The following is a 22,517-nucleotide window of genomic DNA, read 5'->3' on the forward strand; positions in this document are numbered from 1 at the left end:
CTGAGGGCTTCGATATGGCGCAGCGGACGGGACTCGAACCCGCGACCCCCGGCGTGACAGGCCGGTATTCTAACCGACTGAACTACCGCTGCGCGTCGGTTTGGACTTGCGTCCGGTAAAGCAACTTGCGTCACCTTCCATCATGCTTCGGAGCATTTCGCTCGACGAACCGGTTCAGGGCAGAACCATGATGGAGGGGGAAAATGGCGCAGCGGACGGGACTCGAACCCGCGACCCCCGGCGTGACAGGCCGGTATTCTAACCGACTGAACTACCGCTGCGCATTACCACGAGTGGTGGGTGATGACGGGATCGAACCGCCGACCCTCTGCTTGTAAGGCAGATGCTCTCCCAGCTGAGCTAATCACCCTTCGTCTCGAAGTGGGGCGCATTCTACCGATGGGAAAAAATGAGTCAATGCCTGAAGTGAAATTTTTTTGAATTTTCAATGCACTACGAACATCTGCAGCGTGCGGGCAAAGAAAAAGGCAGCCTCGGCTGCCCTTTTTCATCAATCCAGATAGATCATCTTCCGACTCATGCCGCCATCGATGACGAACTCCTGCCCGGTAACGAACCCGGAGTTGTCGCCGATCAGCCAGGCGACCGCGGCAGCTACATCCTCGACCGTACCGACGCGGCCGGCAGGATGCTGGTAGTGATCCGCCTCGCCCAGCGGATCAGCCTCACGCTCGCGCAGATCGCGGGCGTCGATCCAGCCCGGCGATACCACGTTCACCCGGATATCCGGACCGAGGCTGATCGCCAGCGCATGGGTCAACGCCAGCAGCCCGCCCTTGCTCGCCGCATAGGCTTCGGAATCCGGCTCGGACTGGTGCGCACGGGTGGAGGAAATGTTGACGATGCTGCCGTTGTGCGCGCGCAGGTACGGTGCGCAGTGCTTGGCCAGCAGCATGGGACCGGTGAGGTTGACGCCGAGAATGCGGTTCCATTCGTTCAGCCCCAGGTTTTCCAGGGGCTTGCCGTGCGGGTTGGCGATCGCCGCATTGCACACCAGCGCGTCCAGCCGGCCGAAATGCCCGAGCACCTCGGCGACCGCGACTTCCACCTGGTTCTCATAGGCCACGTCCATGCTGACGAACCAGGCCTGATCGCCCAGCGCCTGGGCGACCTTGCCGCCGCGCTCGCGATCGTTGTCGGCCAGCACCACCTGCCAGCCCTCGGCAATCAGCCAGGCACTGATGCCCAGGCCGATACCGCGGGCCGCGCCGGTTACCAGCGCGACCTTGCCGTTGCCGCCGATCCCTTCCCCGATCACAGCGCGGCCAGGCCCAGGGCGAGGTCCTTCTTCAGGTCCTCGATATCTTCCAGGCCGACCGCGACGCGGATCAGGTTGTCACGGATACCGGCGTTTTCACGCTCCTGCGGCGTCAGGCGGCCATGGGAGGTGGTCGCCGGATGGGCGATGGTGGTCTTGGTATCGCCAAGGTTGGTGGTGATCGAGATCATCCGGGTGGCATCGATGAAGCGCCATGCCGCAGCCTTGTCGCCCTTCACCTCGAAACTGACCACCGCACCGAAGCCCTTCTGCTGACGCTTGGCCAGTTCGTGCTGCGGATGGCTCGGCAGACCGGAGTAGTAGACGCGCTCGATGCCAGGCTGCTGCTCCAGCCATTCGGCGATCTGCTGGGCGCCGGCGCAATGCGCCTGCATGCGCACACGCAGGGTTTCCAGGCCCTTGAGGAAAATCCAGGCATTGAACGGGCTGAGGGTCGGACCGGCGGTGCGCAGGAAACCGACCACGGCTTCCATCTGCGCGCGTCGACCGGCAACCACGCCGCCCATGCTGCGGCCCTGGCCGTCGATGTACTTGGTCGCGGAGTGGATCACCACGTCGGCGCCAAGCTTGAGCGGCTGCTGCAGCGCCGGCGTGCAGAAGCAGTTGTCCACCGCCAGCAGCGCGCCACGGGCGTGGGCGATCTCGGCCAGCGCGGCGATATCCACCAGCTCGGCCAGCGGGTTGGACGGCGACTCGACGAACAGCAGCTTGGTGTTCGGCTTGCAGGCCGCTTCCCAGCCCTTGAGGTCGCTCAGCGCCGGGTAGTCCACCTCGATGCCGAAGCGCTTGAAGTACTTCTCGAACAGGCTGATGGTCGAACCGAACACGCTGCGCGACACCAGCACATGGTCGCCGGCGCTGCACAGGCTCATCACCAGGGAGAGGATCGCCGACATGCCGGTGGACGTCGCCACCGCCTGCTCGGCGCCTTCCAGCGCGGCGATGCGCTCCTCGAAGGTGCGCACGGTCGGGTTGGTGTAGCGCGAGTAGACGTTGCCCGGCACCTCACCGGCGAAACGCGCGGCGGCGTCGGCGGCGCTGCGGAACACGTAGCTGGAAGTGGTGAACAGACCTTCGCCGTGCTCCCCTTCCGGAGTGCGCCGCTGCCCGGCACGCACCGCCAGGGTGTCGAAAGCCGCATCCTCCAGGTCGCTGTCGAGGCGACCGGCATCCCAATCCTGTGCCATGTCTGCTCTCCTTATCAGTCGTTGTAGAGGTCGATGATCGCGCTTACCGCATGGGACTTGGCCTTGCTGGCATCGTTGCGCGCCTGCTCGATCCTGTTCAGGTACGCCTCGTCGACGTCGCCGGTGACGTACTCGCCGTCGAACACCGCGCAGTCGAAGTGCTCGATCTTGATCTTGCCGCCGCCGACCGCGTCGATCAGGTCCGGCAGGTCCTGGTAGACCAGCCAGTCGGCGCCGATCAGCTCGCCGACTTCCTCGGTGCTGCGATCATGGGCGATCAGTTCATGGACGCTCGGCATGTCGATGCCGTAGACGTTCGGATAGCGCACGGCCGGGGCCGCAGAGCAGAAGTAGACCTTCTTCGCGCCGGCCTCGCGGGCCATCTGGATGATCTGCTTGCAGGTGGTGCCGCGCACGATGGAGTCGTCCACCAGCATCACGTTCTTGCCGCGGAACTCCAGGTCGATGGCGTTGAGCTTCTGCCGCACGGATTTCTTCCGCGCCGCCTGGCCGGGCATGATGAAGGTGCGGCCGATGTAGCGGTTCTTCACGAAGCCTTCGCGGAACTTCACGCCCAGGCGGTTGGCCAGCTCCAGGGCGGAGGTGCGGCTGGTGTCCGGGATCGGGATGACCACGTCGATGTCGTGGTCCGGACGCTCGCGGAGGATCTTGTCGGCCAGCTTCTCGCCCATGCGCAGACGCGCCTTGTACACCGAGACGCCATCCATGATCGAGTCCGGGCGCGCCAGGTAGACGTGCTCGAAGATGCACGGCGCGTACTTCGGATTGGCCGCGCACTGGCGGGTGTAGAGCTTGCCTTCCTCGGTGATGTACACCGCTTCGCCCGGCGCCAGGTCGCGGATCAGGGTGAAGCCGAGGACGTCCAGCGCCACGCTTTCCGAGGCGATCATGTATTCCATGCCGTTCTCGGTATGACGCTGGCCGAAGACGATCGGGCGGATCGCATGGGGATCGCGGAAGCCGACGATGCCGTAGCCGGTGATCATCGCCACGACCGCGTAGCCGCCGACGCAACGGGCATGCACGCCGGCAACCGCGGCGAAGACGTCTTCCTCGGTTGGCTGCAGCTTGTTGCGCACCGCCAGCTCATGGGCGAAGACGTTGAGCAGGACTTCCGAGTCGGAGTTGGTGTTGACGTGGCGCAGGTCGGATTCGTAGATCTCCTTGGCCAACTGCTCGACGTTGGTCAGGTTGCCGTTGTGCGCCAGGGTGATGCCGTAGGGCGAGTTGACGTAGAACGGCTGCGCCTCGGCGGAGCTGGAGCTGCCGGCGGTCGGATAACGCACATGGCCGATGCCCACCTTGCCGACCAGGCGCTGCATGTGGCGCTGCTGGAAGACGTCACGGACCAGGCCGTTGTCCTTGCGCAGATACAGCCTGTCGTCCTGACAGGTCACGATACCGGCAGCGTCCTGGCCGCGATGCTGGAGAACGGTGAGCGCATCATAGAGCGCCTGATTGACGTTCGACTTGCCCACGATACCGACGATGCCACACATGCGACGCAACCCCTGTTTGGTTTCAGGCTAAACAAATTCCAGATTTCGAACGCATCCGACCGAACACGCCCAGGGGCAGCGCTTCTCCGCCACCCCGAACCCGCCCGTCACTGGGCAGGCAACAATGCTCCGGCACCTGCGGGAGGAGCGATGCTCACTCCGGACATCCAGTTGCCGGTGAAAGCGAGAATGGTGTTCTTCGACCAGTCCGCGACCATCAGGAAGTGCGGCAGCAGAGTCGACTGCTGCCACCACGGGTCCTGCTGCACCGGTGCCAGGCTGAGCAGCCCCACCAGCAGGACGACCAGCAGCACGCCGCGCGCGCCGCCGAAAACCATGCCGAGCACGCGATCCGTCCCGGACATTCCGGTAACCCGCACGAGCTCGCCAATGAGGAAATTGACCAGCGCCCCGACCAGCAGAGTGGCGACGAAGAGAATCGCACAGGCCGCGATTATCCGCGCAGAGGGCAGCTGGATGTAGGGAGCCAGGTGCTGGGACAACGCGCCACCGAACATCCAGGCAATACCGCCTGCGACTATCCAGGTGAGCAGCGACAGGGCTTCCTTGACGAAGCCGCGGCTCAAGCTGATGAGGCTGGAAACGACGATGATGCCGATCATCGTCCAATCGACCCAGTTAAATGCCACGTTGCGGCCCAGAAGCGGAAAAGGCCCCGCATTTTAGCAGAGCCCTTCGTTTAAGCGCAGTCCCATATTGCTATGGGCCCGTTTATGTAAGCCCGCGCGAACCTCAGCCCCGCTCGGGCTGGAAGCGCACCACGAAGCCATTCAGGTTCTGTTGCTTGCCGAGCTGGTCGCGCAGGCGATCCGCTTCAGCGCGCTCGATCACCGGACCGACGAACACCCGGTTCATGCCGTCGAAGGTGCGGATATAGGCGTTGTAGCCCTTGCTGCGCAGGGACTTCTGCAGCTCCTCGGCGCGCGCACGATTCGACAGGCTGGCCAGCTGTACCGACCAACTGACCGGCAGCTTGTTGGCGTCCAGACGCTGCACCGGCGTGCTTGGCGCGGCGCTGGCCTGGACCTGCGGCTTGGCCGGCGCCTGGGTCACGGCTGGCGCCGGTTCCGGCTGGCGTGGCTGAGGCTGCGCAGCCGGTTGCGCGGGCTGAACCGGAGCGGCGGGCTGGACAGCCTGCGGCGCTGCCGGCGGCAGGCTGGCGATCGGCTCGGATGGCACTGCAGCAGGCGTAGAGGCGTCGGCTGCGGCAGGCGCATCCGCATTCTCGACCTGCAACTCGGGCACCTCGGTGGGCTGCACTTCTACCGTCGGCATGGCCGGCGGCTTCGGCATGGCCGGCGCGTCGACCACTACCTGGCGGACCTCGTCCTCACGGGAAAACAGCATCGGCAGGAAAATCACCGCAAGCGCCAGCAGCACCAGGGCGCCGACGATGCGTTGCTTGAGTCCCCTATCGAACATGGCCATCGACCACCCCTCTTTACCTACCGGCTTGTTGGTTTGCGCTATCGAGCCAATCCAGGGCATCCGCTACGCAGTAGAACGAGCCAAACACCAGGACCTCGTCGTCCGCCGTGGCCCTGGCGCATTGCGCCTGCAGCGCGGCAGCGATGCTGGCGTGAACGCCAGCCGGCACACCGTGGCCCGCCAGCGCGGCCTGCAACTCTTCCGCGCTGCGCGAGCGCGGCGTCGGCAGCGGAGCGATAGCCCAATCCTGCACCAAGCCGAGCAAGGGTGCCAGTACGCCATCGAGATCCTTGTCCGCCAGCAGGCCGAAAACGGCCAGGCGCCGCCCTTTCGGCGGCCGTGAAGCGAGGCGGCGCGCCAGGTACTCGGCGGCATGCGGATTGTGCCCGACATCCAGCAGCAACTGGCGCGACTGCCCGTCGAAGCTGGCGACACGGCGATCCAGCCGTCCGGTCACCCGGGTACGGCTGAGCGCGGTAGAAATCTGCTGCGCATTCCAGGGCAGGTCCAGCAAGGCATAGACCTGCAGCGCCAGCGCGGCGTTTTCCATCGGCAGGTCAAGCAACGGCAGGTCATGCAGGGTCAGCGGAGAACCATCGACAGCCCGGCCATGCCAATGCCAGCCCTGCTCGCCGATGGCCAGGTCGAAGTCGCGGCCACGCAGCTGCAGCGCTACACCGAGGTCGCGCGCCTGTTCCAGCAAGGGCGCCGGCGGTTCGAGGTCGCCGCAGACAGCGGGCTTGCCCGCGCGGAAGATGCCGGCCTTCTCGAAAGCCACGCTCTCGCGGGTCTCGCCCAGCCAATCGGCATGATCGAGGCCGATGCTGGTGACCGCGGCGACATCGGAATCGATCAGGTTGACCGCATCCAGCCGCCCGCCGAGACCGACTTCGAGGACGACCGCATCCAGTCCGGCACGCTCGAACAGCCAGAAGGCCGCCAGCGTACCCATCTCGAAATAGGTCAGGGATATTTCCCCGCGCGCCGCCTCGACAGCGGAGAAGGCCTCGCAGAGCGCCTCGTCGGAGGCCTCGCGACCCGCGATCAGGACGCGCTCGTTGTAGCGCAGCAGGTGCGGCGAACTGTAGACGCCGACCTTGAGCCCCTGCTCGCCGAGCAATTCGGCGAGAAAGGCGCAGGTGGAACCCTTGCCGTTGGTGCCGGTGACAGTCACCACCCGTGGAGCGGGTCGCCCGAGGGCGAGGCGGCGAGCCACCTCGCGGGAGCGGTCCAGCCCCATGTCGATTGCACTGGGATGGAGTTGTTCGAGATAGCTGAGCCAGTCGGCAAGGGTACGTTCGGTCATCCTGCGAGTGCGGTGCTTGGTGTGTGGGTGAATTTCGCCAGCAGGCTGGCCAGGCGCGGGCGAATTTCGGAACGGTGAAGGATCATGTCGATGGCACCGTGCTCGAGCAGGAACTCGCTGCGCTGGAAGCCTTCCGGCAGTTTCTCGCGCACGGTCTGTTCGATCACACGCGGACCGGCGAAGCCGACCAGGGTGCGCGGCTCACCGACGATCACGTCGCCGAGCATGGCGAGACTGGCGGAAACCCCACCGTAGACCGGGTCGGTCAGCACGGAAATATAGGGAATGCCCTCTTCCCGCAGGCGCGCCAGGGCAGCCGAGGTCTTGGCCATCTGCATCAGCGAGATCAGCGCTTCCTGCATGCGCGCACCACCGGAGGCGGAGAAGCAGATCAGCGGACAGCGCTTCTCCAGGGCGACTTCAGCCGCACGCACGAAGCGCGCACCGACCACGGCGCCCATCGAACCGCCCATGAAGTTGAACTCGAATACACAGGCGACCACCGGCATGCCTTGCAGCTTGCCGCTCATGGCAATCAGAGCGTCCTTTTCGCCGGTGTCCTTCTGGGCAGCGACCAGACGGTCCTTGTACTTCTTGCTGTCCCGGAACTTGAGGCGGTCCACCGGCTCCAGCTCGGCGCCGAGCTCTTCGCGACCTTCCTCGTCAAGGAACATGTCCAGGCGGGCGCGAGCACCGACACGCATGTGGTGGTCGCATTTCGGGCAGACTTCCAGGGTCTTTTCCAGTTCGGGGCGATACAGCACCGCCTCGCAGGCCGGGCACTTGTGCCACAGGCCCTCGGGTACCGAGCTCTTCTTCACCTCGGAACGCATGATGGAAGGGATCAGCTTGTCTACCAGCCAGTTGCTCATGCTCTCGTTCTCCAGTACAGGGGCAGGACGCACGCAGAAGGCTTCAAGCCTTGCCTTTGTCCCTGAGCAAATTCATCGTCGCGGTTCCGGCAAAAGCGCCGCGAACCCTCTGAAAACAAGCGCCGCCACAGGCGTCGCCTTGAATACCTCACTCGAAACCGGCACCCGCTCCTGAAAACCAGTGGGGCCATCGCTGCCCGGCAGCGGTCCGGTAGTGGACGGCGGCCAGCCGCTAGCCGTCACATGCGGCTGCATTCTCTATGCCACCGAACGGCACTGACGGATGAAGGCGCGGATCTTCTCGGCATCCTTGATCCCCTTGCTCGCCTCCACCCCGCCACTGACATCCACCGCGTAGGGACGGACCTGGGCGATGGCGGCCGCGACATTGCCGGCATCGAGGCCGCCAGCGAGCACGATCGGACGGGACAGGCCGGTCGGTATCAGGGACCAGTCGAAAGCCCTGCCGGTTCCGCCCGGGACACCTTCAACATAGGTATCCAGCAGGATTCCGGCGGCGGCGGGATACTCGGCCACGCGCGCGGCAATGTCGTCGCCCGGCTTCACGCGCAGCGCCTTGAGATAGGGACGGTGATAGCCCGAACAGGCTTCCGCGGACTCATCGCCATGGAACTGCAGGACGTCCAGCGGAACCGCATCGAGGATTCCGTTCAGCTCGCAACGGCCGGCATCGACGAACAGCCCCACGGTGGTCACGAATGGCGGCAAGGCGGCGATGATCGCCCGCGCCTGGTGCACGGACACCGCCCGCGGGCTCTTTGGATAGAACACCAGACCGATGGCGTCGGCGCCGGCCTCGGCCGCGGCCAGCGCATCCTCTACGCGGGTAATGCCACAGATTTTGATGCGAACGGCTGACAAGATGCTGGAACCTTTCGGGATCGGACGATGGAAAAATCCGGGGGGATAGTAGCAAATGTCAGCCGAGCGTATCCGGCAAACTTGAAAGGAAATGTGGTCCCAGATAGCGCTCCGGCAGCTCGAACTCTTCCGGGTATTCCACACGCACCAGATAGAGGCCATAGGGGTGCGCCGTAACTCCGCCGGAACGCCGGTCCCGCGCCTCCAGCACTTCCCGCGCCCACTCGACCGGCCGCTCGCCGGCACCGATGGTCATCAGCACGCCAGCGAAGTTGCGCACCATGTGGTGAAGGAATGCATTGGCGCGGATATCCAGCACGATGAAGCGACCATGCTCGATCACCCGCAGATGGTGGACGGTCTTCACCGGCGACTTGGCCTGGCATTGCACCGCGCGGAACGAGGTGAAGTCGTGGGTGCCGACCAGCGCGCTCGCCGCCGCGCGCATGCGCTCGACATCCAGCGGGCGATGGTTCCAGGTCACTTCCTCCGACTGGTGCGCCGGGCGGATCGGATCGTTGTAGATCACGTAGCGGTAGCGTCGCGCCATGGCGGTAAAACGCGCATGGAAGTTCGCCGGCATGACCTTGGCCCAGGTCACGCTGATATCCGGGGGCAGGTTGGCATTGCCGCCCATGATCCAGGCTTTCAGCGGACGCTCCACGGTGGTGTCGAAGTGCACCACCTGGCCGCTGGCATGCACGGCCGCATCGGTGCGCCCGGCACAGATCACCGACACCGGCTGCGCCGCCACCCTGGACAGCGCCCGCTCCAGCGCCTCCTGCACGGAAGCCACGCCAGCCTCCTGGCGCTGCCAGCCGCGATAGCGCGAACCCTTGTATTCGATGCCCAGGGCAATCCTGGAAACGCCAACGGCAGCCACCTCGGCTGCCGCTGGAGACATAACTTCACTCATCTATCTGGAGCCTTCCGGCTCAGGCGATACGCCCGAGCAGTTCACGAGCTTCCTGCTGCTGATTGTCATTGCCCTCGGAGATCACCTCGCCAAGGATGTCCCGCGCGCCTTCGGCGTCGCCCATGTCGATGTAGGCCCGCGCCAGGTCCAGCTTGGTCGCGGCTTCATCGGCACCGGAAAGGAAGTCGAATTCATCGTCGGACTCGCCATCATCCAGCGACGAAGCCGACATGGAAGCCTGCTCGGCAACGAACGGAGAAACCTCGTCCTCCGGCTCGCCGACGCTCTCGACCAGCCGATCCAGTTCCGCGCCTGCCTCGTCCGACTGCAGCGCAGGGGTTTCGCCCTCCGCCATCAACGAAGCATCACTCGCCAGCGACAGATCGAAGTCATCGGGCAGCTCGCTTGCCTGCGGCGCAGCCGCGTCGCTTTCCAGGTCGAAGGAGAACTCCTCGGCGCTGACTCCGGCAAGCGGCGCCGACTCGTCGGCAAGATCCAGGACGAAGTCGTCCTCGCCCAGGGATTGCAGGGACGGGTCGTTCTCCAGATCGAAGGAGAAGTCGGCAAGCTCGTCCACCGGCTCCTTGGCAATGGGTTCCAGCGCGGAGTCAGCCTGCAGGTCGAGATCGAAGGCCAGTTCGTCGTCGGCCGGCGCAGCCGTTGGCGCGCTATCCACCAGACCCAGCTCGGCTCCCAGATCGAAGTCCTCCAGGCTCAGATCGCCCTCTTCCTCCTTCTGCACCTCGGGCTCGGGCTCGTCGAAGGCGAGATCATCGAGGGCCAGATCGAAGGCATCGTCCAGTCCGGCATCAGCCACGACAGGCTGAGCGGCCGGCGCAGGGATGACCGGTTCATCCAGCTCCAGATCATCCAGGCTGAAGTTCTCCAGTTCGTCCGTGGCAGCCGCTGCAGCAGCAAGACCGCCACCCACCGCCGCCAGCGCGACCATCCCCGGATAACGCGACTTCAGCTGTTCGACTTCGGTTTCGGCGCCACCGATTTCGCGCAGCTCCTTCTCCTGCCGGGCGAAGCCTTCGCGGTCGCCGGTCTCGGCATGGACCTCCATCAGTTTCAGCCTGAGGTCAGTGCGCTGCGGCTCGTCATAGATCGCGCTCTGCAGCATTTCAGCGGCCTGGTTGAAACGTCCGTAGGCAATGTAGATATCGGCTTCGCCGAGGGCATCGCCGGACGGCTGGGAAGCCTGCGCGGATACGGCGGACTGGGCTTCGGCGTTCTTTTCCTTGGCCTCGGACACATCCCAGCCTTCCAGACCGGAACCGGTCAGGTCGAGATCATCGCTCAGACCCGGTTCCAGCGATTCATCCGCTGCCTGGGCGCCCTCGGCAGCCTGTTGCTTCGCAGCGTTGCGCCGCGACAGCACCATCAGCAGCACCAGGAGAACCAGCAGGGTGCTGCCGGCAATCGCGCCCAGCCAGACCGGATTGGCGAGGATTTCATCCAGCAGGCTGACTTGCGGCTCTTCCGCCGGAGCGGGAGCCGCCGCAGGAGCAGGCTTGGTTTCCGGCGCGGCGGCAGGCTTGGGCTCGACAGCCGCTTCGGGAGCTTGTGCCGCAGCCGGCTCAGTCGCACTCGCAGCGGGGGAAGCACCTTCGGCAGCGGCTGGCGCTGCGGCGACAGGAGCAGGCTCGGCAGGCTGTCCAGTCTGGGGCGCGGCATCCGCCGTTGCGGGCGCCGGCTGGGTGGACAGATCGGCCTGCAGCCGGGCCAGTTGGGCGTCCTTGAGCTCGATCAGTTTCTGCAGCTTGTCCAGTTGGCTCTGCAGGTCCTTCATGCGGCCCTGCAGTTCGTCGTTCTCACGACGGGTCGTATCGAGACTTTCCTGGGTGATCGCCAGTTCGTCGGCAACCGCCTTGCTGTTCTGGCTGCCTTTTTCGCTGCCCTTCGCCTTGCCCGCTTCACCGGACAGCAGGCGCAGGTTGTCCTGTACTTCCGCCTCGGCGGGTGCCGAGCCGGCGCTGGCGCGCTGGGTTGCGTCGATCTGCCTGGCACCGCCAGCCGGCAGGCTGCGCCGTTCACGCCAGGCGGTATTCTGCTCGACGACCTGCGCCAGCGCTTCGTTCTGCGAACGGGCGCGAACCTGCTCCGCATCGGGCAGCCGCAGTACCTGGCCGCTCTTCAGGCGGTTGATATTGCCGCCGAGGAAGGCATCCGGATTGAGGTCCTGGATCGCCAGCATGGTCTGATGCACGGAAACGCTGCCATTCGGACGAGCGCGGGAGGCGATTTCCCAGAGGGTATCCCGCGGACCGGTACGGTATTGCCCCCCCTCCAGGGCGGGCGCGGCAGCGACAGGAGCAGGAGCCGGACGCGGCGCGGCAGGAGCCACCGGACGCGGGATCGGCGCCGGCGCCGCGACAGGCGCGCGCGGAACGGCAGCGGCAGTGACCTGTGGAGAATAAAGCGGCGGATCGAGCAGCACGGTGTACTCGCGCAGCAACCGGCCGCTCGGCCAGACCACCTCGACGAGGAAATTCAGATAGGGCTCCTGCACGGGACGGTCGGAGGTCACGCGAATGACGCTCCTGCCGTTCGGCTTCACCACGGGCGTGAAGCGCAAACCAGTGAGGAAGTACTGGCGGTCGACCCCAGCCTTGCTGAAGTCCTCGGGGGAGGCCAGCCTGGGGACCACCTCGCCAGAGGAGAGGTCACGCACTTCCAGCAAGTCGATCTCGGCATCCAGCGGTTGGTTCAATGCCGAGTTCAGGTGAATCTCACCCACCCCCAGGGCATGCGCCATGCCGGTGGTCAATGCCGAAGCAGCCGCGATTGCCTGCACCAGTTTACGAAGCCGGACCATATCTTAATCCCTAGTTCTAATAGCTCTTCTGGGTTCGCGAGGGGAGATCCAAAGGGCTGAAGTCCGCGATATCCGCCGCATGCGCAGGAATATCTCCCCCTTTCAGCCCCCGATCAAGCCAGCACTGTAAAGCTAGAATACGTCTGTAAATTGTCGATAAGTATCTTTGACGGTTAGTGTTTTATCAACGACTCGGCCAAGCCCACGGCATTCAGCGCCGCACCTTTTCGCACGTTATCAGACACAATCCACAAATTGAGTTCGCACGGGTCATCGATGCCGTTTCGCACGCGCCCGACGTAGACGACATCCTGCCCCAGGGCATCGCCAATCACCGTCGGATAGTCGTCCTCGACCAGCTCGATACCGCTCGCCGCGTCCAGAGCACTGCGCACTGCATCCAGCGCCACCGGTGCGGTCGAGCGCAGAGTGACGCTCAATGTATCGCCGAAGAATACCGGCGCCAGCACGCAACTGGCACTCACGCGTCCCGCCAGTTCGGGGAACAGCTGCCCCACTTCGCACACCAGACGCCGCTCGATGGACACATGCCCCTCCCCGTCTGCCTCACCGACCTGGCCAAGCATATTGAAGGCGAACTGCCGGTCCAGCAGGCGTGGCTCTACGGGGCGGGCGTTGAGCAATTCGGAGGTTTGCCGTGCCAGTTCCTGTACGCCTTCACGCCCAAGCGCAGACGCCGACAGGCAGGCGGTAACCACAAGCCTTTCGAAAGACACATGCGCTCGCAGCGCCGCCAGCACTTCGGCAAGCTCGGCAGCCGGCGCACAAGGCACCGCGAACAGCGTCGGGACGGACAGATCGCCGGCCGGCGGATTGACCGCCACCTGCGCCAGCGTCGCCTGGCCGGCAGCGAAGGCGCCACTCAGGTCGATGACGCTGCAGCCCGCCGCCAGCGCCCGCGGCGCCTGCTCAAGGGAAACATCCGCCGCCACGGAGAAGAACGCCAGCCTGATCGTGGAGAAATCGAAGCCGGCAACATCGCGAACCCGCAGATTGCGTCCGCGGAACGGCAGCGTCTTGCCGATGTTGTCACCGCTGGCCAGCAGGTGGAGATCGCCAATGGGGAATTCGCGCTCTTCGAGCAATTCGACCAGAGCCTCGCCCTGGAGGCCGGTAGCGCCCACTACGGCGATGTCGAAGGTTTCAGCCATGCACTTCTCGGTATTGGTGGGAAACAGGCTGAGCACTTTACTTTCCGCCCATGCCTCAGGCAATTGCAGCCACATCGTGCCGCAACGACTGCACGACGAGAAAAACGCGATCGCGGAAAGAACGACGCCGGCTCAAGGCCGGCGTCGTCGGGTGGATCAGCGCTCCAGCAGGATGCGCAGCATGCGCCGCAGCGGCTCCGCCGCGCCCCACAGCAGCTGGTCGCCGACGGTGAAGGCGCCGAGGTACTGCGAGCCCATGTTCAGCTTGCGCAGACGGCCCACCGGTACGCTCAGGGTGCCGGTGACGGCAGCCGGGGTCAGTTCGCGCATGCTGATGTCGCGCTGGTTGGGGATCAGCTTGACCCACGGGTTGTGCTGGCTGATCAGACCTTCGATGTCGGTCAGCGGCACGTCCTTGTTCAGCTTGATGGTCAGCGCCTGGCTGTGGCAGCGCATGGCGCCGATGCGCACGCAGATGCCATCGACCGGGATCGGGCTCTTGAAGCGGCCGAGGATCTTGTTGGTTTCCGCCTGGCCTTTCCACTCTTCGCGGCTCTGGCCGTTCGGCAGTTCCTTGTCGATCCACGGGATCAGGCTGCCGGCCAACGGCACGCCGAAATGCTCGGAGGGCATGGCGTCGCTGCGGATGGCCTCGGCGACCTTGCGGTCGATATCCAGGATGGCGCTGGACGGATTGGCCAGGTCATCGGCCACGCTGGCGTTGATGGCGCCCATCTGCTTGATCAGCTCGCGCATGTTCTGCGCGCCGGCACCGGAAGCGGCCTGGTAGGTCATGGCGCTCATCCACTCGACCAGACCGGCCTCGAACAGGCCGCCCAGGGCCATCAGCATCAGGCTGACGGTGCAGTTGCCGCCGATGTAGTTCTTGGCGCCGGCGTCCAGCGACTGGTCGATCACCTTGCGGTTCACCGGGTCGAGGACGATCACCGCGTCATCCTGCATGCGCAGGCTGGAGGCGGCGTCGATCCAGTAGCCCTGCCAGCCGGCTTCGCGCAGCTTGGGGAAGACTTCATTGGTGTAGTCGCCGCCCTGGCAGGTCAGGATGACGTCGAGGGTCTTCAGTTCCTCGATGCTGTAGGCGTCCTTCAGCGGGGCAATATCCTTGCCGATTGCCGGGCCTTCGCCGCCAACATTGGAGGTGGTGAAGAACACCGGCTCGATCAGGTCGAAGTCCCGCTCTTCCAGCATACGCTGCATGAGTACGGAGCCCACCATCCCACGCCAACCGATCAGACCTACACGCTTCATCGCTACTACACCTTCGAATAAGTAGTGGATCGCCGCCCCTTCATCCGAGGCGGGCGAACCGGAGAGATTACAGATTCCGCAGTGCGGCGACTACTGCGTCGCCCATTTCGCGGGTACCCACTTTCCTGCTGCCTTCCGACCAGATGTCGCCGGTGCGCAGCCCCTGATCCAGAACCTGGCTGACCGCCTTCTCGATGGCATCGGCGGCAGCGCTCTGGTTGAAGCTGTAGCGCAGCATCATCGACACGGAAAGGATGGTCGCCAGCGGGTTGGCGATGCCTTGCCCGGCGATGTCCGGAGCCGAACCATGGCAAGGCTCGTACATGCCCTTGTTGTTCGAATCCAGGGACGCTGAAGGCAGCATGCCGATGGAACCGGTGAGCATGGAAGCCTCATCCGACAGAATGTCGCCGAACATGTTGTCGGTGACCATCACGTCGAACTGCTTGGGCGCGCGGACCAGCTGCATGGCGGCGTTGTCGACGTACATGTGCGACAGCTCGACGTCCGGATAGTCCTTGCCGACTTCCTCGGCCACTTCGCGCCACAGCTGGCTGGAAGCGAGGACGTTGGCCTTGTCCACCGAGCACAGCTTCTTGCCACGCACGCGGGCCATGTCGAAGCCGACACGGACGATGCGGCGGATTTCGCTCTCGCTGTACGGCAGGGTGTCGTAGGCCTGGCGCTCGCCGTTGTCGAGCACGCGGGAATCGCGCGGCTGGCCGAAATAGATGCCGCCGGTCAGCTCGCGCACGATCAGGATATCCAGGCCGGCGACGATTTCCGGCTTGAGGCTGGAAGCATCGGCCAGTTGCGGATAGAGGATGGCCGGGCGCAGGTTGGCGAACAGGCCCAGTTGCGAACGGATCTTCAGCAGGCCGCGCTCCGGACGAATGTCACGCTCCAGCTTGTCCCACTTCGGACCGCCCACGGCGCCGAGCAGGACCGCATCGGCCTTGCGCGCGCGCTCCAGGGTCTCGTCGGCCAGCGGTACGCCGTGCTTGTCGATGGCCGCGCCACCGAGCACGTCGTGGGTCAGCTCGAAGCCGAGACCGAACTTCTCGTTGGCCAGCTCCAGCACCTTGACCGCTTCGGCCATGATTTCCGGGCCGATACCGTCGCCGGGGAGAACCAGAATCTGTTTGCTCATGCTTTCCTCTCAAATACGGCGCAACCGGCGCCGCAGCGAATGATCAACGCTCGGCCCAGAGCACCAGCACATCGGTACTGAAGGAGCCGTCGTCGGCAATCTCGAAATACTCGCGGACTTCCTCGCCCACGGAAACCTGCAATGCCCTGATCGCGTCACGCATCACCTGCGGCGTACGCATGCGCTCGACCCAGGACTGGAACTCCAGACGCAGGCGCTGGCGTTTGCAGGCCGTCACCGCCAGGCCGGCCTCGCCGACCAGGCGCGTCCACTCGGACGGCGAATAATCGCGCACATGACTGGTATCGCGCAGCACTTCCACTGACTGCAGATGGGTATCCAGCAGCGGCAGGCCTGGCGCGACCACGTCGATGAACGCCGCCACGCCACCCGGCTTGAGCACACGGCGCACTTCGCGCAGCGCCTGGCCGACATCCCGCCAGTGGTGCGCGGAATAGCGGCTGAAGACGAAATCGAACTCGCCACCGGCGAACGGCAGGCGCTCCGCCACACCCTGCTCGGTGCGGATGTTGTCCAGGCCACGCTCGGCGGCGGCCGAGGCCACCACATCGAGCATTTCGGCCGACAGGTCATAGGCGATGACCTCGCCGGCCAACGGCGCGACGTGGAAGCTCACATGCCCTGCCCCACAGCCCAGATCCAGCACCCGGGCCCCGGAAGTCGCCGACAGTCGCTCGCGCAGTTGGGCGAATTCCTCGCCCTGGGCGTGCACGGTACTGCTCAGATAGGCGGATGCCTGGGCGCCGAATTGGCGCTGGACCACCTGTTCATGGCGACTTTCGCTCATGTTGCGCTCCTCTGGGGGCAAGGGCCTCGGCTATCGAGGCCTCGGGTTTCAGGCGTCGCGGAACAACCAGGGCTGACGCTTGCGGTAATCGCCTTCGAAACCACGAATGGCGTCGGCGTCCTGCAGGGTCAGGCCGATATCGTCCAGGCCGTTGAGCAGACAGTGCTTGCGGAACGCATCCACTTCGAAGCTGTACTGCTTGCCATCCGGGCGGGTCACGGTCTGCGCAGCCAGATCGACGGTGAGCTGGTAGCCCTCGGTGGCTTCGCACTGCTGGAACAGTTCGTCGACTTCCTCGTCCTTCAGGATGATCGGCAGCAGGCCGTTCTTGAAGCTGTTGTTGAAGAAGATGTCGGCGAAGCTCGGCGCGATCACGGTGCGGAAACCGTACTCGTCCAGCGCCCACGGCGCGTGCTCGCGGGAGGAGCCGCAGCCGAAGTTCTCGCGGGCCAGCAGCACACTGGCGCCCTGGAAGCGCGGGAAGTTCAGCACGAAATCCTTGTTGATCGGACGCTTGGAGTTGTCCTGGTTCGGCTGGCCGACGTCCAGGTAGCGCCACTCGTCGAACAGGTTCGGGCCGAAGCCGGTGCGCTTGATCGACTTGAGGAATTGCTTGGGAATGATCTGGTCGGTGTCGACGTTGGCGCGGTCGAGCGGCGCAACGAGACCGGTGTGTTGGGTAAAGGCTTTCATGTTCGGTCTCCTCAGGCCTGCATCAATTCGCGTACGTCGATGAATCGACCGGTAACGGCAGCCGCAGCGGCCATCGCCGGGCTGACCAGATGGGTGCGCCCGCCGGCGCCCTGGCGGCCTTCGAAGTTGCGGTTGGAGGTGGACGCACAGTGCTCGCCACTCTCCAGGCGATCCGGGTTCATCGCCAGGCACATGGAGCAGCCCGGCTCACGCCATTCGAAACCGGCCTCGATGAAGATCTTGTCCAGGCCTTCCTGCTCGGCCTGCGCCTTGACCAGACCGGAGCCCGGCACCACCAGCGCCTGCTTGACGGTCGCGGCGACCTTGCGGCCCTTGGCCACTTCGGCGGCGGCGCGCAGGTCTTCGATCCGCGAGTTGGTGCAGGAACCGATGAATACACGGTCCAGCTGGATATCGGTGATCGCCTGGTTGGCGGTCAGACCCATGTACTTGAGGGCGCGGACGATGGAGTCGCGCTTGACCGGATCGGCTTCTACGGCCGGGTCCGGCACGTTCTGGTCGACGGCCAGGACCATTTCCGGCGAAGTGCCCCAGCTGACCTGCGGCTTGATGTCCTCGGCACGCAGTTCGACCACGGTATCGAAGTGCGCGTCGGCATCGGAAACCAGGTCCTTCCAGGCTTCCACAGCCTTGTCCCAGTCGGCGCCTTTCGGTGCGAACGGGCGGCCTTCGACGTAGGCGATGGTCTTCTCGTCGCACGCCACCATGCCGACGCGTGCACCGGCCTCGATGGACATGTTGCAGATGGTCATGCGGCCTTCCATCGACAGGTCGCGGATGGCGCTGCCGGCGAACTCCAGCGCGTGGCCGTTGCCACCGGCGGTGCCGATCTTGCCGATCACGGCGAGCACGATGTCCTTGGCGGTGACGCCGAACGGCAGGGTGCCTTCCACGCGCACCTGCATGTTCTTCATCTTCTTCGCCACCAGGCACTGGGTCGCCAGCACATGCTCGACTTCGGAAGTACCGATGCCGTGTGCCAGCGCACCGAAGGCGCCGTGGGTGGAAGTGTGCGAGTCGCCACAAACCACGGTCATGCCCGGCAGGGTCGCGCCCTGCTCCGGGCCGACCACGTGGACGATGCCCTGGCGCACGTCGTTCATCTTGAATTCGAGGATGCCGAAGTCATCGCAGTTCTCATCCAGAGTCTGGACCTGGATGCGCGAAACTTCGTCGGCGATGGCCTCAAGGCCGCCCTTGCGCTCGGCCTGGGTGGTCGGCACGTTGTGGTCCGGGGTGGCGATGTTGGCATCGATGCGCCACGGCTTGCGCCCGGCCAGACGCAGCCCCTCGAAGGCCTGCGGCGAGGTCACTTCGTGGAGGATGTGGCGATCGATGTAGATCAGCGACGAACCATCGTCACGGCGCTTGACCTCATGCATTTCCCAGAGCTTGTCGTACAGCGTTTTGCCGGCCATCAGAGAATCCCTCATCAGCGTCTTTCTATGCCCTTAAGGCTTGTGGGGATGATGCTATGGCCAGACAGCAAATAACTCAAATTCATATTTTTTATCCAAAGCATTCCCGTACGGAATGCGATCAGCTATAACCTTCCAACCTCGATTCCCGAAATTGCCGCCCGGAGCCGCCGCAATGGACCTCACCAGCCTGAACACCTTCCTCGCCATCGCCGAATCCGGCAGCTTCTCCGAGGCCGGTGAACGCCTGCACCTGACCCAGCCGGCGGTGAGCAAGCGCATCGCGGCGCTGGAAAGCCAGCTCGGCGTGCGCCTGTTCGACCGCGTCGGCCGCGAAGTGAGCCTGACCGAGGCTGGCCGCGCCCTGCTCCCCCGCGCCTATCAGATCCTCAATGTGCTGGATGACACCCGCCGCGCGCTGGCCAACCTCAGCGGCGAAATCAGCGGGCAACTGGTTCTCGCCACCAGCCACCATATCGGCCTGCACCGCCTGCCGCCGCTGTTGCGCGCCTTCACCCGCGCACACCCGCAGGTGAAGCTGGATATCCAGTTCCTCGACTCCGAGGTGGCCTACGAGGAAATCCTTCATGGCCGCGCCGAACTGGCAGTGATCACCCTGGCGCCGGAAACCGCCGAACCGGTACGTGCCGTGCCGGTGTGGGACGATGCGCTGGATTTCGTCGCCGCACCGGAACACCCGCTGGCCCGCCAGGGCCCGGTGTTCCTCGCCGACGTGGCGAAACACCCTGCGGTCTTCCCCGGCGGCAACACCTTCACCCACCACATCGTCCGCCGCATGTTCGAGGCTGAGGGGCTGACGCCGAACATCGGCATGAGCACCAACTATATGGAGACGATCAAGATGATGGTCTCCATCGGCCTGGCCTGGAGCGTGCTGCCGCGCACCATGCTCGACGACCAGGTGGTGCGCCTGCCGCTGCAGGACATCCAGCTCAGCCGCCAGCTCGGCTACATCCTGCATACCGAACGTACCCTTTCCAATGCCGCGCGGGCGTTCATGGCGTTGCTGGATGCGCAGGCGGTGGGCTTGATGCCACGGTAGGTTGCGGCTGAGCTTGCGAAGCCCAACATTCACCACGCCGTTGGGCTTCGCTGCGCTCAGCGCCAACCTACGGTGCGGAAACGACAAGGGCGCCCGTGGGCGCCCTTGTCCTGGCAATGGCTTGTCAGCCTTCCAGCGCCGGCTGCTGGCCGTTGATGGCGATCCGTTTGGGCTTGGCTTCTTCCGGAACGATGCGCACCAGTTCGACGCTCAGCAGGCCGTGGTTCAGCGCCGCGCCCTTGACCTCGATATGGTCGGCAAGGCGGAACGACAGCTTGAAGGCACGCTGGGCAATCCCCTGGTGCAGGTAAGTGACGTCATCGGAAACCCTCTCGCGCCGACCACCGCTGACAGTCAGCACACCACGCTCGACCTGAAGGTCGAGGTCCTCCTCCTGCAAGCCGGCAACGGCGATGACGATACGATACTGGTCGTCGCCATGCTTCTCGACGTTGTAGGGAGGATAGGAGCTGCCGGTTTCATTGCGCAGGGCCGACTCGAAGAGGTCGTTGAAACGGTCGAAGCCAACGGAATGACGGAACAGCGGAGCGAGGGAAAATGCATTGCTCATGGCGAATCTCCTGAATAATCAGCAAGTTTTCTAGAGCCTGTCAGCAGGACTCTGGCGTGGGACCCGACTTCGGCATCCCACAACCCTACAGATAGGGACTACGTAAACCATTTCAACCCTGCCGTTCATCCGCCAGGAGGAAACACCGATGGACAAGGTCATGCTGATCACCGGAGCCAGCCGTGGCATCGGCGCAGCCACCGCACTGCTCGCCGCCGAGCGCGGCTATGCCGTCGGCATCAACTATCGCAACCAGCGCGAAGCTGCCGAGGCGCTGGTGCGGCAGATCGAAAGCCGCGGCGGGCGCGCAGTGGCGATCGCGGCCGATGTCGCCAGCGAGGAAGACGTGGTGCGGATGTTCCGCGAGCTGGACCAGACCCTCGGGCGCCTCGATGTACTGGTCAACAACGCCGGAATACTGGAAACGCAGATGCGCGTGGAAAACATGGATGCCGACCGCCTGCAGCGAGTCCTCGCCGTCAACGTCACCGGCAGCTTCCTCTGCGCCCGCGAGGCGCTCAAGCGCATGTCGACCCGCCACGGCGGCAAGGGCGGGAGCATCATCAACGTCTCCTCGATGGCTTCGCGCCTCGGCTCGCCCAACGAGTACGTCGACTACGCCGCCGCCAAGGGCGCCATCGACAGCATGACCATCGGCCTGGCCAAGGAAGTGGCCGCCGAGGGCGTTCGCGTGAATGCCGTGCGGCCAGGACTGATCAATACCGAAATCCATGCCAGCGGCGGCGAGCCGGGACGCGTCGAGCGGCTGAAGAGCGGTGTGCCGCTGGGGCGCGGCGGCGAGCCGGAGGAAGTGGCGCGGGCGATCCTGTGGCTGGCCTCGGACGAAGCGTCCTACACCACCGGCGGATTCATCGACGTCAGTGGCGGGCGCTGACATCCCTCCACGGGCTGCAATGCCCACCGTAGGTTGGCGCTGAGCAACGCGAAGCCCAACATCGCCATCGTTGGGCTTCACTGCGTTCAGCACCAACCTACGCGGATTCTGGCCCAGCCACGTAGTTACGCAGGATGCAAGATAGTTGCTCCTACGATCAGGCTGCCCGCTCTTCCAGACGCTCGCCAAGCAGCAACTGATCGAGCCGCTCGCAATCGCTCTCGCGACGCACCACGGTGAACAGCTCCACCGCCTCCGGATAGCTGCGAGTGAGCATGCCCAGCCACTGCTTCAGGCGGCCAGGCGCGTAGCGCGGTGCCAGCTTGTTCCGCGCCTGGCGCCAGAAATCGCGCAGCAGCGGCAGGCAATCGGCCCAGGGCATTTCCTCGACCTGACGGCCATCGCGCCAGGCGGCGATCTGCCGCGCCAGGTCCGGCCGGGATACCAGGCCTCGGCCGAGCATGATGTCCTCGACACCGCTGATCTCGCGGCAGCGCAGGTAATCGGCGAGCGTCCAGACCTCGCCATTGGCGAACACCGGCACGCGCACCGCCTCGGCGACGCGCGCCACCCACTCCCAATGCGCCGGCGGCTTGTAGCCGTCGACCTTGGTCCGCGCATGCACCACCACATGCGCCGCGCCGCCGTCCGCCAGCGCCCGCGCGCAATCCAGCGCGCCATCCGGGCTGTCGTAACCGAGACGCATCTTCGCAGTCACCGGAATCGCCGCAGGCACCGCCCGGCGCACCGTCTCGATGATCGAGTGCATCAGCTCCGGCTCCTTCAGCAACACCGCACCACCTCGCGAGCGATTCACCGTCTTGGCCGGGCAGCCGAAATTCAGGTCGATCACCGGCGCGCCCAGTTCGCAGGCAAGCACGGCGTTCTCCGCCAGGCATTGCGGATCGGAACCGAGCAGTTGCACACGCATCGGCGTTCCGGCGCGCGTGCGGCTGCCCTCTTCCAGTTCGGGGGCGAACTGCAGGAACGCCGACGGCGGCAGAAGCCGGTCATTGATGCGGATGAATTCGGTAACGCACCAGTCGATGCCGCCGACGCGAGTCAGCACATCGCGGAGGATGTCGTCTACCAGCCCCTCCATGGGGGCAAGGGCGATTTGCACGGGAGCCGCGCCTCGAAACACTGAAGGCCGCGGATTGTAGGAAAAGCGCCGCCCGGAGCAAAGCGCCGGGCGACGGATCATGCA

General features: G+C 64.9%; 20 protein-coding genes and 3 tRNA genes. 2 read left to right on the top strand and 21 right to left on the bottom strand.

The window, feature by feature from the left end; translation table 11 throughout:
- Positions 1-15 precede the first annotated feature (15 nt).
- The 19 genes from JFY56_RS04815 to leuC form a co-directional block, all read right to left on the bottom strand.
- A tRNA-Asp gene (locus JFY56_RS04815) sits at positions 16-92 on the bottom strand.
- A gap of 112 nt (positions 93-204) precedes the next feature.
- Positions 205-281, bottom strand: a tRNA-Asp gene (locus tag JFY56_RS04820).
- A 13-nt stretch (positions 282-294) separates the two neighbouring features.
- A tRNA-Val gene (locus JFY56_RS04825) sits at positions 295-370 on the bottom strand.
- A 141-nt stretch (positions 371-511) separates the two neighbouring features.
- Positions 512-1,279 (bottom strand): SDR family oxidoreductase, encoded by a 768-nt coding sequence (locus JFY56_RS04830; protein WP_328824802.1) that lies wholly within the window; start codon positions 1,277-1,279, stop codon positions 512-514.
- Positions 1,276-2,487, bottom strand: coding sequence for an O-succinylhomoserine sulfhydrylase (locus JFY56_RS04835; protein ID WP_208312352.1), 1,212 nt, complete (start codon positions 2,485-2,487; stop codon positions 1,276-1,278). Before JFY56_RS04835 ends, JFY56_RS04830 begins: the two co-directional genes overlap by 4 nt.
- 14 nt (positions 2,488-2,501) lie before the next feature.
- The gene (purF, locus tag JFY56_RS04840) at positions 2,502-4,007 is read right to left on the bottom strand and encodes an amidophosphoribosyltransferase (RefSeq protein ID WP_208312353.1); all 1,506 of its coding nucleotides are present in this window, start codon (positions 4,005-4,007) and stop codon (positions 2,502-2,504) included.
- Between the two features lie 107 nt (positions 4,008-4,114).
- Complete coding sequence (locus tag JFY56_RS04845) at positions 4,115-4,657, bottom strand: CvpA family protein (protein ID WP_208312354.1); 543 nt, start codon at positions 4,655-4,657, stop codon at positions 4,115-4,117.
- A 103-nt stretch (positions 4,658-4,760) separates the two neighbouring features.
- Positions 4,761-5,456 (bottom strand): SPOR domain-containing protein, encoded by a 696-nt coding sequence (locus JFY56_RS04850; protein ID WP_208312355.1) that lies wholly within the window; start codon positions 5,454-5,456, stop codon positions 4,761-4,763.
- A 13-nt stretch (positions 5,457-5,469) separates the two neighbouring features.
- Positions 5,470-6,762, bottom strand: a complete 1,293-nt coding sequence (gene folC / locus JFY56_RS04855; protein ID WP_208312356.1) for a bifunctional tetrahydrofolate synthase/dihydrofolate synthase — start codon at positions 6,760-6,762, stop codon at positions 5,470-5,472.
- Positions 6,759-7,634 (bottom strand): acetyl-CoA carboxylase, carboxyltransferase subunit beta, encoded by an 876-nt coding sequence (accD, locus tag JFY56_RS04860; RefSeq protein ID WP_208312357.1) that lies wholly within the window; start codon positions 7,632-7,634, stop codon positions 6,759-6,761. Before accD ends, folC begins: the two co-directional genes overlap by 4 nt.
- A gap of 258 nt (positions 7,635-7,892) precedes the next feature.
- Positions 7,893-8,516, bottom strand: a complete 624-nt coding sequence (locus JFY56_RS04865) for a phosphoribosylanthranilate isomerase (protein ID WP_208312358.1) — start codon at positions 8,514-8,516, stop codon at positions 7,893-7,895.
- Positions 8,517-8,574: 58 nt separating this feature from the next.
- Complete coding sequence (gene truA, locus JFY56_RS04870) at positions 8,575-9,432, bottom strand: tRNA pseudouridine(38-40) synthase TruA (protein ID WP_208312359.1); 858 nt, start codon at positions 9,430-9,432, stop codon at positions 8,575-8,577.
- 19 nt (positions 9,433-9,451) lie between these two features.
- Positions 9,452-12,250: a FimV family protein gene (locus JFY56_RS04875; RefSeq protein WP_208312360.1), complete on the bottom strand. Its 2,799-nt coding sequence runs from the start codon at positions 12,248-12,250 to the stop codon at positions 9,452-9,454.
- Between the two features lie 173 nt (positions 12,251-12,423).
- Positions 12,424-13,422 (bottom strand): aspartate-semialdehyde dehydrogenase, encoded by a 999-nt coding sequence (locus tag JFY56_RS04880; protein ID WP_208312520.1) that lies wholly within the window; start codon positions 13,420-13,422, stop codon positions 12,424-12,426.
- Positions 13,423-13,578: 156 nt separating this feature from the next.
- Positions 13,579-14,691: an aspartate-semialdehyde dehydrogenase gene (gene asd / locus JFY56_RS04885; RefSeq protein ID WP_208312361.1), complete on the bottom strand. Its 1,113-nt coding sequence runs from the start codon at positions 14,689-14,691 to the stop codon at positions 13,579-13,581.
- 67 nt (positions 14,692-14,758) lie between these two features.
- Positions 14,759-15,841, bottom strand: coding sequence for a 3-isopropylmalate dehydrogenase (gene leuB, locus JFY56_RS04890; protein ID WP_208312362.1), 1,083 nt, complete (start codon positions 15,839-15,841; stop codon positions 14,759-14,761).
- A 43-nt stretch (positions 15,842-15,884) separates the two neighbouring features.
- Entirely contained in the window at positions 15,885-16,649 is a 765-nt protein-coding gene (locus JFY56_RS04895; protein WP_208312363.1) for a class I SAM-dependent methyltransferase, read from the bottom strand.
- 48 nt (positions 16,650-16,697) lie between these two features.
- Positions 16,698-17,342, bottom strand: coding sequence for a 3-isopropylmalate dehydratase small subunit (gene leuD / locus JFY56_RS04900; protein WP_208312364.1), 645 nt, complete (start codon positions 17,340-17,342; stop codon positions 16,698-16,700).
- An 11-nt stretch (positions 17,343-17,353) separates the two neighbouring features.
- Positions 17,354-18,781, bottom strand: a complete 1,428-nt coding sequence (gene leuC / locus JFY56_RS04905; protein WP_208312365.1) for a 3-isopropylmalate dehydratase large subunit — start codon at positions 18,779-18,781, stop codon at positions 17,354-17,356.
- 175 nt (positions 18,782-18,956) lie between these two features.
- Between leuC and JFY56_RS04910 the strand changes: the two genes are divergently transcribed.
- On the top strand, positions 18,957-19,844 hold the full coding sequence (locus JFY56_RS04910) for a LysR family transcriptional regulator (RefSeq protein ID WP_208312366.1): 888 nt from the start codon (positions 18,957-18,959) through the stop codon (positions 19,842-19,844).
- Positions 19,845-19,968: 124 nt separating this feature from the next.
- On the opposite strand, the gene JFY56_RS04915 is transcribed toward JFY56_RS04910, so the two are convergent.
- Positions 19,969-20,415 (bottom strand): Hsp20 family protein, encoded by a 447-nt coding sequence (locus JFY56_RS04915; protein WP_208312367.1) that lies wholly within the window; start codon positions 20,413-20,415, stop codon positions 19,969-19,971.
- A gap of 148 nt (positions 20,416-20,563) precedes the next feature.
- On the opposite strand from JFY56_RS04915, the gene JFY56_RS04920 reads away from it, so the two are divergent.
- Positions 20,564-21,310, top strand: coding sequence for an SDR family oxidoreductase (locus JFY56_RS04920; RefSeq protein WP_208312368.1), 747 nt, complete (start codon positions 20,564-20,566; stop codon positions 21,308-21,310).
- A gap of 157 nt (positions 21,311-21,467) precedes the next feature.
- Here the strand turns inward: JFY56_RS04920 and JFY56_RS04925 are convergent, their stop codons facing one another.
- Positions 21,468-22,433: a tRNA dihydrouridine synthase gene (locus tag JFY56_RS04925; RefSeq protein ID WP_208312369.1), complete on the bottom strand. Its 966-nt coding sequence runs from the start codon at positions 22,431-22,433 to the stop codon at positions 21,468-21,470.
- Positions 22,434-22,517: the final 84 nt, after the last annotated feature.

This window comes from Pseudomonas schmalbachii (assembly GCF_017589465.1).
GTDB classification, from domain to species: domain Bacteria; phylum Pseudomonadota; class Gammaproteobacteria; order Pseudomonadales; family Pseudomonadaceae; genus Pseudomonas; species Pseudomonas schmalbachii.